General features: G+C 71.2%; 12 protein-coding genes. 3 read left to right on the forward strand and 9 right to left on the reverse strand.

What is annotated here, in order from left to right; translation table 11 throughout:
- Positions 1–321: 321 nt before the first annotated feature.
- The 3 genes from ABZ459_RS25200 to ABZ459_RS25210 are packed head-to-tail and all read left to right on the forward strand — an operon-like array spanning position 322 to position 2,938.
- Complete coding sequence (locus ABZ459_RS25200; protein ID WP_125636689.1) at positions 322–996, forward strand: response regulator transcription factor; 675 nt, start codon at positions 322–324, stop codon at positions 994–996.
- Positions 993–2,408 (forward strand): HAMP domain-containing sensor histidine kinase, encoded by a 1,416-nt coding sequence (locus ABZ459_RS25205; RefSeq protein WP_357974611.1) that lies wholly within the window; start codon positions 993–995, stop codon positions 2,406–2,408. Before ABZ459_RS25200 ends, ABZ459_RS25205 begins: the two co-directional genes overlap by 4 nt.
- A gap of 8 nt (positions 2,409–2,416) precedes the next feature.
- A complete protein-coding gene (locus tag ABZ459_RS25210; RefSeq protein WP_357974614.1) occupies positions 2,417–2,938 on the forward strand; it encodes a hypothetical protein in 522 nt (173 codons plus the stop codon).
- 12 nt (positions 2,939–2,950) lie between these two features.
- Here the strand turns inward: ABZ459_RS25210 and ABZ459_RS25215 are convergent, their stop codons facing one another.
- The 9 genes from ABZ459_RS25215 to ABZ459_RS25255 form a co-directional block, all read right to left on the reverse strand.
- Positions 2,951–4,270: a PhoH family protein gene (locus ABZ459_RS25215; RefSeq protein ID WP_357974617.1), complete on the reverse strand. Its 1,320-nt coding sequence runs from the start codon at positions 4,268–4,270 to the stop codon at positions 2,951–2,953.
- 207 nt (positions 4,271–4,477) lie between these two features.
- Positions 4,478–5,239, reverse strand: a complete 762-nt coding sequence (locus ABZ459_RS25220; protein WP_357974621.1) for an isoprenyl transferase — start codon at positions 5,237–5,239, stop codon at positions 4,478–4,480.
- Positions 5,240–5,294: 55 nt separating this feature from the next.
- The gene (locus ABZ459_RS25225) at positions 5,295–5,843 is read right to left on the reverse strand and encodes a hypothetical protein (protein WP_352323267.1); all 549 of its coding nucleotides are present in this window, start codon (positions 5,841–5,843) and stop codon (positions 5,295–5,297) included.
- 25 nt (positions 5,844–5,868) lie between these two features.
- The gene (locus tag ABZ459_RS25230) at positions 5,869–6,696 is read right to left on the reverse strand and encodes an amidohydrolase family protein (RefSeq protein ID WP_357974624.1); all 828 of its coding nucleotides are present in this window, start codon (positions 6,694–6,696) and stop codon (positions 5,869–5,871) included.
- 27 nt (positions 6,697–6,723) lie between these two features.
- Positions 6,724–7,602 (reverse strand): hypothetical protein, encoded by an 879-nt coding sequence (locus ABZ459_RS25235; RefSeq protein ID WP_357974627.1) that lies wholly within the window; start codon positions 7,600–7,602, stop codon positions 6,724–6,726.
- 38 nt (positions 7,603–7,640) lie between these two features.
- A complete protein-coding gene (locus tag ABZ459_RS25240; protein WP_357974630.1) occupies positions 7,641–8,003 on the reverse strand; it encodes a hypothetical protein in 363 nt (120 codons plus the stop codon).
- Positions 7,996–8,835: a DUF692 domain-containing protein gene (locus tag ABZ459_RS25245; protein WP_357974633.1), complete on the reverse strand. Its 840-nt coding sequence runs from the start codon at positions 8,833–8,835 to the stop codon at positions 7,996–7,998. The genes ABZ459_RS25240 and ABZ459_RS25245 overlap by 8 nt, the downstream gene beginning before the upstream one ends.
- A 1-nt stretch (position 8,836) precedes the next feature.
- Positions 8,837–9,742, reverse strand: a complete 906-nt coding sequence (locus ABZ459_RS25250) for a TIGR04222 domain-containing membrane protein (RefSeq protein WP_357974636.1) — start codon at positions 9,740–9,742, stop codon at positions 8,837–8,839.
- A 132-nt stretch (positions 9,743–9,874) separates the two neighbouring features.
- A complete protein-coding gene (locus ABZ459_RS25255) occupies positions 9,875–11,668 on the reverse strand; it encodes a phosphoenolpyruvate carboxykinase (GTP) (RefSeq protein WP_357974639.1) in 1,794 nt (597 codons plus the stop codon).
- Between the last annotated feature and the right edge of the window lie 227 nt (positions 11,669–11,895).

Below are 11,895 nucleotides of genomic sequence, written 5' to 3' on the forward strand. Positions count from 1 at the left end.
CGAACGAAGGTCATCCTTCGGGGGGCGCTCACTCAACTGCGGACCGGGGCTCACGATCCATGAGCTTGCCCTGTCATGGGGGGTGGTCCGCAACCGGAACGCGGGATTCGGTTGACGTTCTCTTGGCCAACCAGCAGGTAACAACCTTTTTCACGAAAAATTGTGAGTTTCGTCACAGGCTGAGAGGTGCCTCCCTTCGAGCGCCCGCACCGAAGGGAGGCCGCTTTCAGGGTTCCGCCCCATCTTCAGGATCTGATCCGCACCCGGTCACAGTTTGATGACACAACCCGGGTATAGGGGACATGGAATAATAATGTGCGCGTGGCCGGCATCCTCCTTGTAGAAGACGATCCCTCCGTCCGCACAGCCTTGGAGCTGGCGTTGACGCGGCAGGGACATTCCGTCACGTCCTACGCGACGGGCGAGGAGGCTCTGGACCACATCCGCGCCCGCCGCCCCGAGATCGCGATACTCGACGTCATGCTGCCCGGCATCGACGGCGTCGAGGTCTGCCGCCGCATCCGCAAGCTCGATCAGCTCCCCGTCATCCTGCTCACCGCCCGCGGCGACGACCTGGACGTGGTGGTCGGCCTGGAGGCGGGCGCCGACGACTACGTGGTCAAGCCGGTCGAGCCGCGGGTGCTCGACGCCCGCATCAGGGCCATCCTGCGCAGGGCCGAGTCCGCGACCTCCGACCGCATCACCTTCGGCGACCTCGTGATCGACCGTGGGGCGCTCAAGGTCACGCTGGCCAGCAAGGAGATCCACCTGACGCCGACCGAGCTGCGGCTGCTGCTGGAGCTGGTCCGGCATCCCGGCCAGGTGCTCAACCGCCGCTACCTGCTGCGGGTCGTCTGGGACCACACGCACGTCGCCGACTCGCGGCTGGTGGACGCCTGCGTCCAGCGCGTCCGCGCCAAGATCGAGCCGAGGCCGGCCGAGCCCGTCTTCATCCACACCGTGCGCGGGTTCGGCTACCGGTTCAGCCCTCCGTGATCCCGCTGCCCACCGGGCTGCGGGCGCGCCTGGTCATCACCTTCACCCTCGTCGCGGTCACCGCGTCGACGCTGGTCGCCACCATCGGCTTCGAGCTGGCCAAGACCGCGCTCGTGACCAGGGCCGAGACCACCTCCCTGGACCTGGTGACCCGGGAGCTCGGCCGGATCACCTTCCCCGTCGGCAAGCTCAGGCCGGGCGAGGCGGCGCCGTCCATGAAGGAGCTGGACCAGGTCGTCCGTACGCTGTCCAGCCCCGGCCGCAGCGTCCTGGTCGAGTACGGCAACCTGCTGTCCGCCGACGGCCCGATGACCATGAAGGACGTCCCCAACGAGCTGTACGGCCGGGCCAAGCAGAACGTCGTCACCCAGCGCAAGGTGATCGGCAACGAGCTGTGGCTCATCGTCGGCGCCGAGGTCCACCGGTTCGAGCCCGGCGTCGCCCCCGAGGCCACCGGGCTGCGCGCGTTCGTGTTCTTCCCGCTGCACGACGAGGAGGGCCAGCTCACGACGCTGCGCAACACGCTCACCCAGGGCGGCGCGGTGATCGTGCTGATCGCGCTGGTGGTGGCGCTGCTGTCGGCCCGGCAGGTGCTGCTGCCCGTACGGCGGCTCAGCGCGGCGGCGCAGGCGCTCGGCCAGGGCCGGCTGGACACCCGCCTGCCGGTGCACGGCCAGGACGAGCTGGCCGAGCTGACCGCCAGGTTCAACGACGCGGCGGCGGCGCTGGAGCTGAGCGTGTCGGAGCTGCGCTCGCTGGAGGCCATGTCCCGCAGGTTCGTGGCCGACGTCTCGCACGAGCTGCGCACGCCGCTCACCGCCATGACCGCCGTGGCCGACATGCTCTCGGAGGAGGCCGGCCGGCTGCCCGACGCGCCCGCGGAGGCCGTCCGGCTGGTGCTGCGCGAGATCGGGCGCCTGCGCGAGCTGGTCGAGCACCTGATCGAGGTCAGCAGGTTCGACGCCGGCACCGCGACGCTCAACGTGGAGCCCGTGAACGTCGCCGACGCCATCCTGGACTGCCTGGAGGTGCGCGGCTGGAGCGACGAGGTGGACGTCACCGCCTCCCAGGGCCTGACCGTCAACCTCGACCCGAGGAGGTTCGACGTCATCGTGGCCAACCTGGTCGGCAACGCGCTCAAGCACGGCCTGCCCCCGGTGGAGGTCACCGCGCGCGGCACCGAGAACGGTCTGGAGGTGAAGGTGCGCGACCACGGCAAGGGCATCCCCGCCGAGGCGCTGCCGCACGTCTTCGACCGGTTCTTCAAGGCGGGCGCGGGCCGGGCCCGCAGCCAGGGCAGCGGCCTCGGCCTGGCCATCGCCCGCGCCAACGTGCACCTGCACGGCGGCACGATCTCCGTACGCGCCCAGCAGCCGGGCACCCTGTTCACGGTCTGGCTGCCGCACCGATGAAGGCAGCGATGACCGCACCGATGATCGTGCGCCGGGTCCTCGTCGCCGCCGCGGCCCTGCTGGCCGTGGCGGCCTGCGGCATCTCGCCGACCGACGTCCAGACCAAGGGCGCCGCGCCGACCATCAAGCTCCCGCCGCCCTCGAAGACCATCTACCTGATCAGGAACAAGCAGCTCACGCTCGAACCCGCCGACGTCGAGAGCGGCACCGTGGGCAGCCTGCTCGGCGCCCTCTTCGCCGCCTCCGACCAGCCGCTCGGCGACCGCACCACCGAGCTGCACGGCCTGGAGTACGTCGGCATGAAGGACTCGCTCGACCCCGTGCAGCGCGACGAGATGCAGCTCCCGCGCACCTCCACGCTGACCGTGTACTTCAAGGGCGACCGGCCGCTGAGCCGGCTCGGCAAGGCCCAGATCGTCTGCACCGCGCAGCAGGACTTCGCGTTCGAGCAGGTGAAGATCGTCCGGGAGAACGACGGCCGCCCCGCCAAGGCGGAGGGGCGGCCGTACACCTGCCGCGAGCTCAGGTGAGCCCGCCGCGGCTCACATCGTGATGTCCTCCAGCATCTCCGTCACCAGGGCGGCGATCGGGGAACGCTCGGACCTGGTGAGCGTGACGTGCGCGAAGAGCGGGTGGCCCTTCAGCTTCTCCACCACCGCCACCACGCCGTCGTGCCGGCCGACCCGCAGGTTGTCGCGCTGGGCGACGTCGTGCGTGAGCACCACCCGGGAGTTGGCCCCGATCCGGCTCAGCACCGTGAGCAGCACCCCGCGCTCCAGCGACTGGGCCTCGTCCACGATCACGAACGCGTCGTGCAGCGACCGGCCGCGGATGTGCGTCAGCGGGAGCACCTCCAGCATGCCCCGGTCGAGCACCTCCTCGATCACCTCGGGCGAGGTGATCGCGCCGAGCGTGTCGTAGACCGCCTGCGCCCACGGGCCCATCTTCTCGCCCTCGGTGCCCGGCAGGTAGCCGAGCTCCTGGCCGCCGACGGCGTACAGGGGGCGGAAGACGACCACCTTGCGGTGCTGGCGGCGCTCCAGGACCGCCTCCAGGCCCGCGCAGAGCGCCAGCGCCGACTTGCCGGTGCCGGCCCGGCCGCCCAGCGAGACGATGCCGATCTCCGGGTCCATCAGCAGGTCCAGGGCGATGCGCTGCTCGGCCGAGCGGCCGTGCAGGCCGAAGACCTCGCGGTCGCCGCGGACCAGGCGGACGGACTTGTCCGGCGCGACCCTGGCGAGCGCCGATCCCTTGGCCGACAGCAGCCGCAGGCCGGTGTGCGCGGGCAGTTCCCTGCCCTCCTCCAGGTCCGCCGTGCCCTTGTCGAAGAGCGTCTCGACGTCCTCGGCCGTCACCTGCAGCTCGGCCATCCCGGTCCAGCCGGACTCGACCACCAGCTCGGCGCGGTACTCCTCGGCCGCCAGGCCGATCGAGGCCGCCTTGACCCGCATGGGCAGGTCTTTGGAGACCAGCACGACGTCGCAGCCCTCGGCCGCGAGCGAGCGCGCGACGGTCAGGATGCGCGTGTCGTTGTCGCCCAGGCGGAACCCGACGGGCAGGATGGACGGATCGCTGTGGTTGAGCTCAACCCTGATCGTTCCATCCCCTGTCGGCATCGGCTCGTCGAGCCTGCCGTGCTGAACCCGCAGGTCGTCGAGGTAGCGCAGGGCTTTCCTCGCGAAGTAGCCGAGCTCGGGATGGTGCCGCTTACCTTCCAGCTCCGTGATGACCACGATGGGAAGGACGACGTCATGCTCGGCGAAGCGCGTCAATGCCGCCGGGTCGGCCAGCAGGACCGAGGTGTCGAGCACGTACGTGCGCTTGGCCGGCTGGTGAGTAGGGTTGCTCGAGGACACTGCCACACGTTCTCCCCCGGGCGCCCATAGGTGCGGGCACCCTGCAGACGAGGTGGGAACCGGACCGGACCCGCGTCCCCGACCGCAACCTGCCGGCGGAGCCGGACTCCGGCCCCCCTCAGCAGATTTCGGTGCAAAGGCGGGCCCTCTCCGGGATGCCCGGCCTGTGGCCGGACACTTCCAACGTTACGTCCTGGATACCCGAATGTCGCATCAAGAACCGTAACGCCGGTGTCTCGCAGCGTAATCGCGCAGCGCCCGCAGGAAATCGACCCTGCGGAAGTCCGGCCAGTAAGCCTCGTGGAAGTAGAACTCGGAGTGAGCGCTCTGCCACAACATGAATCCGGACAGACGCTGCTCGCCCGACGTACGGATGAGGAGGTCCGGGTCGGGTTGGCCGCGAGTGTAGAGATGCTCCGCGATGTGTTCGACATCGAGGACCTCCACGAGGTCCTCGATGCTGGCGCCCTTACTCGCATGCTCCTGGAGGAGTGAGCGCACCGCATCGGCAATCTCACGTCTTCCTCCATACCCAACTGCAACGTTCACAATCAGGCCCGGACGGTGTGATGACGCTTCTTTTGCGTTTTTCAGGACATTGGCCGTCCGGTCGGGGAGGAGGTCGAGTGCGCCCACCGGGCTGATCCGCCAGCCCTCGTCCACGAGCTCCTGGACCACGTCCTCGATGATGCGCAGCAGCGGCTCAAGCTCCTCGCGCGGCCGGTTGAGGTTGTCGTTGGACAACATCCAGACGGTGACGACCTCGACGCCCGTCTCCCGGCACCAGCCGAGCAGCTCCGATATCTTGTCCGCGCCCTTGCGGTGGCCGGTGGCCACGTCGCGCATGCCCATGGCACGCGCCCAGCGGCGGTTGCCGTCGATGATGACCCCGACATGCCGGGGAACGCTGTCCTTGGACAGCTTGGTCTCCAGCCGGTGTTCGTACAGCCGGTAGACCAGGTCGCGCAGGCCCACGGAGTGCCTCCCCAGCGGTGCTGTGCCTTTGGTCGAATGACCCAACAGGCAATTATCACCGCGTTTCGCCCGTGCCTGCTCCCCCAATGGGATTCCTGGCGAGATCTCTTCCGCCGAGGCACCCCTCGGCCTCATGGACCAGTTCGCGGACGAACTCGGACAACTCCGCGGACGTCAGGACGGCCCTCATGCCCACGCCGGTGGCCCCCCACGCCTCGACGTAGGCCCTGCGGGTCAGCCGCCACTGACCCGGCGCGGGCTGCCAGATGGGGATGGTGCGCAGCTGGCAGCGCAGCTCGCCGCCGCCCACCAGCCCCGAGCGGGTGCGGTAGCGGAAGGAGAACAGCTCGCTCTCCGGCTCCTCGTCGGGGAAGCGGTCGTCGGGGTCGTTCCACCGCCTGGCCGCCCCCCTTCCCTGCCGCGCCTCGTCGACCCCGCGCGCCAGGCGCGCGAGCAGCCAGCCGCACCGCTCCCCCACGCTGCCGTACGGCGTGCCGTCGCGATGAAGCTCAAGGGTGATCTCGTACGGCGTGCCGACGGTGTCCGTGCACGCTACAGGCGTGACGGTCAGGTACGATCCATCGACACAGCGTAGTCCCCCCACGCCCTTCCCCGTTTCCGGCCCCAAGTCAGCTAAACCCGTAGAAACCCCTGGCTGTGTCCCCGAGGACCAGGTCCCGGTCGGTTCCGCCGAGCAGCGCGCCGGTGACCTCCCAGACCGTCCGGTAGTCGGCCGCCTGCAGGGCCACCGGCCAGTCGCTGCCGGCCATCAGCCGGTCCGGGCCGAACAGCTCGACGGCGTGCTCCACGTACGGCCGCAGGTCCTCCACCGTCCAGTTCCGGTGGTCGGCCTCGGTGACCAGGCCGGAGACCTTGGCGTACACGTTGGGGAAGCGGGACGCGCGAGCCAGCCCGCCGGCCCACGGCTCCCACTCGTGGTCCCTGATGCGCGGCTTGGAGAGGTGGTCGATGACGATCTTCAGGGACGGGTGCCGTCCGGCCAGCGTGACCACGTGGTCGAGATGCCTGGGCAGCAGCGAGACCACGTCGAACGTCAGCCCGGCCGCCGCGAGCAGGCCCAGCGACTCCAGCACCTCGTCGCGGACCAGCCAGTCGGGATCGGGCTCGTCGTGGATCAGGTGCCGGACGCCGCGGAACTTCGGATGGGCGGCGTACCGGGCGATCGCCTCGGCGGCCTCGTCCGGGCGCAGCAGCGGGATCCATCCGACCACCGCGCCGACGAAGTCGTGGGCGTCGGCCAGGGCCAGCAGGGCGTCGGTCTCGGCGTAGGAGTCGGCGGCCTGCACCAGCACCGTCCGGTCCACACCGGCCCGCGCCAGCTCGGGGGCCAGGTCGTGCGGCGCGTAGGTCCGGTAGAGCACGCCCGCCTCGGGGGTGAGCCAGGGGTAGTCGCCGGTTTCGAGGTCCCAGAAGTGCTGGTGCGCATCGACAATCACCCCCCAAACCTAGGATGTCTCGATCTTTCAGAGCAAGGGGTGCCAGCCGTGCTGACGCCAGCCCGGCGGCTGGTGCCACTCGGTCCAGCCGAAGCCGGTGCCGCCGTCGTCGGACGCCAGCTCGCACAGCGCCCTCGGGAACTCGGCCACCGCCCCCTCGGGCGAGACCAGCGTCACGGGGGCGAACGCGACCGGCCGCACGGTCACCGCACGGCCCGGGAAGCTCAGCAGCGTCTCCGCCGGGCGGTCGCCGTCGAACCGGGTGCCGGCCGTGAAGCCGTCCGCGTGCTCGATCCCGCCGCCGGGCGGCACCGTGAACGCCGGCCACGGCAGCGGCATGCCCAGGTTGACCTGGGTGCCGTGCAGGTGGGTGCCGTCGGAGAGCCGGCCGCTGCTCCACGTCCAGGAGAGCGACCACCAGTCCCTGACGCCCCAGCTGTGGTCGCGCTCGCCGTGGCCATGGAAGGGGCGGCCGTCGACCGTCCCGGTCACCTCGCAGGGGACCTCGTAGCGGGGGGTGAGCTGGTAGCCGTACACGCCGCCGCGGGTGTGCCATTCGAGGTCGAGCGACAGGCCGGGGGCGGCCAGGCGCAGCCGCGCGGTGCGCAGCGGGTCGGGCGCGGCCAGGTCGGCCTCGTAGGCGTCGGCGGACATCGTCAGGCCGGTCGGCGGGGCCTCGTGGTCGGTGATCTCCACCAGGTCGCCGCCGCGCCGGACGAGCCGGGCCCAGAACCAGGTGCGCTTCCAGTTGGGGTAGAGCCCGATGCGGACGTATCCGCCCAGTTCACCGTCGTCGGACACGAAGTCGAGGTAGTAGGACTCGTTCCACAGCGGGTCGTCGCCCGGCCGGTGGAGCTGCTCGTCCTGCTCGCCGAGGGGCCAGTCGCCCATGTTGACGATGCGCATGCCCGGACCGCCTCCCAAGCGCTTGCTACGAAACAAGCCTAGCGGGGATCCCGGCGGAACACGAAGAACAGGCGAGCCCATCCGCGCGGCTTCCCGGCCGGCATGAGGCCGCGGGCGCGCAGCCAGGCGGCGAAGTCGTCGGCGTCGGCCCGGTAGCCGGGCGGCGGGACGGCACGGGCCGCCGCGTAGGCGGCGAACTCCGCGGCCAGGGCGGGCCCGGCGGCACGGGCGGCGTCCGGGCGGAGCCTGGCCACCACGCCGCGCCGCTTGGCGACCAGGGCGGACGCCTGCACGCGCAGCCGTCCGGTGTCGAAGCCCGCCGGCGGATCCGCCCCGGTCACCAGGCACGCGACGACCCGCCCCTGCGCCTCCGCCAGCCGCGCCCGCGCCTCCTCACTCACCGCGCCCGCCCACGGCCTGCTCCACTGAGGACATGGCGGCCCGGATGCGGGCCAGTTCGCCGGCGAGCGCGGCGTCGCCCGGGTAGTCGTCGTCCCACTCCAGCAGCACCCCGGGCGGCCTGGTCCGGGCGCACAGCTCGGTCAGCAGGCCGAGGACGGCCGGCGGCACGGCGGCGGTGTGCGTGTCGTGCCAGATGCCGTGGTGCTCGTGCCCACCGGCCACGTGCACGTACGCCAGGTGCTCCAGCGGCAGCGCGTCCAGCGCGTCCACGGCCGACAGCCCCAGGTTGACCTGGGCGGCGTACAGGTTGGCGACGTCCACCAGCAGCCCCACCCCGGTACGTTCCACCACCTCGGCCAGGAAGCGGGCCTCGGTCAGCTCGTCGTCCGGCCAGCCGAAGATCGCCGCCACGTTCTCCAGGGCCAGCGGCACGGGCAGCGCCTCCTGGGCCAGCCGCACGTTCTCCACGACGATCTCCAGCGACTCCCGCGTCCGCGGCACCGGAAGCAGGTGCCCCGCCTCCACGCCGCCCCCGCGGACGAACGCCAGGTGCTCGCTGACCAGCGGCGAGTCCAGGGCCCGCGCGCAGGCCGCGAGGTGGGCGAGCCGGGCCGGGTCCGGCGGCTCGGCGCCGCCGACCCCGAGCGAGACGCCGTGCGGGATCACCGGCACGCCCCTGGCCCGCAGCACGCGCAGCGACTCGGGCAGGTCGCCGGGGTCGATGTTCTCGGCCACCACCTCGACGAACCCGACGCCCGCCATCCGCTCGATCGTCAGGTCGAGCTCGGGCCGCCATCCGATGCCCACCCCCAGGTCCGGCAGGTCCGGCATGTCAGCTCCCTCCGCCGCCGCAGCCGCCCCCGCAGCCGCCGCCTCCGCAGCCGCTCCCGCCGCCGCACCCCGCCGTGCCGCAACCGCCCGCGCCCGCGCTGTGCGACTGGTCGCCGGCACGCCGCCGCCTGGTGGCGACCGTACGGGCCGGGGAGCCGTCGAGCGCGAGGACCAGGTTGGCGTCGTTCAGCTCGCCGAGGCCGTACAGCGCGACGGCCACCGGGCCCGCGGACGTGCCCGGCGGGTGGTCCAGCTTGGCCCGGTCGAGCGCGGCCTGCCCGGAAGCGGTGAGATCGGTGGGGAACGTGCGCCGGTGTCCGGCGATGGCGGTCGGCGCGCCCACGACCGTCCCGGCCAGGACGCCGAGCGCGGCCAGGGGAAGCGGCGACGTGCCCTCGACGGCGACCGACAGCGCCTCCACGGCCGCCCCGGCGAGGGCCAGCACCGCCAGCACCCGTAACCGGACGATCAGCCGGTCCACCTGGGTGAAGGAGCCGGTGGGGTGGACGGCGCCGATCCTGCCCAGCCGGTGCCTGAGCCCGTCCATGGTCTCGCCCTGGCCCACGCGCTCCCTGATGGTGCTCGCCCACGCGCCGGGGTTGCGCTCGACCTCGTCCAGGACGGCGTCCTCGACCGGCTCGCCGGTGCTTCGCGCGCCGGCCACGTGGTGCACCCGTCCGTCGCGGGACACGCGTACGGCCCCCGAGGCCGCCAGCAGCCCGACGGCGGTGTCGGCGACGCGCCTGGGGCCGCCCGCCAGGAAGGCCAGCTCGTAGGGGCCGAGATCGTGCGGCCGGAGCTCGACGGCGGCCCCCCGGATGGCGGCGTGCTCACGCCGGACCGCGAGAACGGTGACCCCGGCCGCCCCGGCCAGCGCCACCGCGAGGATGAGAAGGAACAGATCCATACGCCCTCCCCTCGTGCGGCCCGTCGGGCCGCGTACCGGGAAGACGTATAAGGCAGGCATAAAGGTTCCGGGGGTGATCAGGACGCACCCGCGCGGTGCGGCGGCCAGCACCGCCGCACCGCGCGCGCCCGCTCAGCCGAGCCGGTCGAGCAGGGCGTCGTACTCGTCCCACAGTTCCTTCGGCAGGTGGTCGCCGAACTTCTCGAAGTGGGCCGGGATCAGGGCCGCCTCCTCGCGCCACACGTCGCGGTCGACCGACAGCAACGTGCGCAGGTCCTCCTCGGGCAGGTCGAGGCCGTCGGTGTCGAGCTCGGCGGGCAGCAGGCCGATCGCCGTGGGGTTCGCCTTGGCCTCGCCGTTGAGGCGCTCGACGATCCACTTGAGCACGCGGCTGTTCTCGCCGAAGCCGGGCCAGATGAACTTGCCCTCGTCGTTCTTCCTGAACCAGTTGACGTAGTAGATGCGCGGCAGCTTCGCGCCCTTGACCCGGCCGATGTCCAGCCAGTGGCCGAAGTAGTCGCCCATGTTGTAGCCGCAGAACGGCAGCATGGCGAACGGGTCGTAGCGCAGCTCGCCCACCTTGCCCTCGGCCGCGGCGGTCTTCTCGGAGGCGACGTTGGCTCCGAGGAAGACGCCGTGCTCCCAGCTCAGCGACTCCGTGACCAGAGGCACGGCGGTGGCGCGGCGGCCGCCGAAGAGAATCGCCGAGATGGGCACGCCCTTGGGGTCCTGCCACTCCGGTGCGATGGTCGGGCACTGGGAGGCGGGTGTGGTGAAGCGGGCGTTCGGGTGGGCGGCGGGCTCGTCGCTGTCGGGCGTCCAGGAGCGGCCCTTCCAGTCGGTCAGGTGCGCCGGGGGCTCCTCGGTGAGCCCCTCCCACCACACGTCACCGTCGTCGGTCAGGGCGACGTTGGTGAAGATGCTGTTGCCCCAGAGGGTCTTGATCGCGTTGGCGTTGGTCACCTGGCCGGTGCCGGGCGCGACGCCGAAGAAGCCGGCCTCCGGGTTGATGGCGTACAGGCGGCCGTCGTCGCCGAAGCGCATCCAGGCGATGTCGTCGCCGATCGTCTCGACCTTCCAGCCCGGGATCGTGGGCTGGAGCATGGCCAGGTTCGTCTTGCCGCACGCGCTCGGGAAGGCGGCGGCGACGTAACGGGTCTCGCCGTCGGGCGGCGTGAGCTTGAGGATGAGCATGTGCTCGGCCAGCCAGCCCTCGTCGCGGGCCATGACGCTGGCGATGCGCAGCGCGTAGCACTTCTTCCCCAGCAGCGCGTTGCCGCCGTAGCCCGAGCCGTAGGACCAGATCTCACGGGTCTCGGGGAAGTGGCTGATGTACTTGGTGGAGCTGCACGGCCAGGCCACGTCGTGCTGGCCCGGCCGCAGCGGGGCGCCGACGGAGTGGACGGCCTTGACGAAGCCGCCGCGCTGCTCGATCAGGCGCAGGGCCCGGTCGCCCATGCGCGTCATGATCCGCATCGACACGGCCACGTACGCGGAGTCGGTGATCTCGACGCCGAGCTGCGAGATCTCGCCGCCGAGCGGGCCCATGCAGAACGGGACGACGTACATGGTGCGGCCGCGCATGCAGCCCGCGAAGAGCTCGGAGAAGGTCTCGCGCATCTGCGCTGGAGCGATCCAGTTGTTGGTCGGGCCTGCATCCTCCTCGCGCTCCGAGCAGATGTAGGTACGGTCCTCGACCCGCGCCACGTCGCTGGGATCGGACTTGGCGTAGAAGCTGTTCGGGCGCGCGGCGAGCCGGGTGAGCGTGCCCTGCTCGACGAGGAGGTTGGTCAGGCGCGTCCACTCCTCCTCCGAGCCGTCGCACCACTCGATCCGGTCGGGCTGGGTCAGGGCTGCGATCTCGTTCACCCACGCGACCAATTCGCGATTGCTCGTCGGCGCGGGCACTTCCACGGAAACGGACACGACTGTGACTCCTCCACTCTCTCAGGGCCCAGACATCATTAACGACGAAGGCGCATGAAGGCCAATTGGCATAGACCTATTGGCGCGACCGTCGTCGCAGGCAGCGGCCCTGACGATCCGGGGAGCCTACCCAGGTCTCCGAGATTTAAAAGAGGAATTTCGCGGAGCCCGTCCAGGCCAATTCGCGTGGTCTAAACCAATTACCGAAGTGGTTTAGTCCAATTTCC

Source organism: Nonomuraea sp. NPDC005692, from assembly GCF_040631115.1.
Classification (GTDB): domain Bacteria; phylum Actinomycetota; class Actinomycetes; order Streptosporangiales; family Streptosporangiaceae; genus Nonomuraea.

Coding starts and splice junctions, on each gene's coding strand:
- ABZ459_RS25250 (WP_357974636.1), bottom strand. CDS start 9,742: ATGGATCTGTTCCTTCTCATCCTCGCGGTGGCGCTGGCCGGGGCGGCC.
- ABZ459_RS25245 (WP_357974633.1), bottom strand. CDS start 8,835: ATGCCGGACCTGCCGGACCTGGGGGTGGGCATCGGATGGCGGCCCGAG.
- ABZ459_RS25210 (WP_357974614.1), top strand. CDS start 2,417: ATGACCGCACCGATGATCGTGCGCCGGGTCCTCGTCGCCGCCGCGGCC.
- ABZ459_RS25235 (WP_357974627.1), bottom strand. CDS start 7,602: ATGCGCATCGTCAACATGGGCGACTGGCCCCTCGGCGAGCAGGACGAG.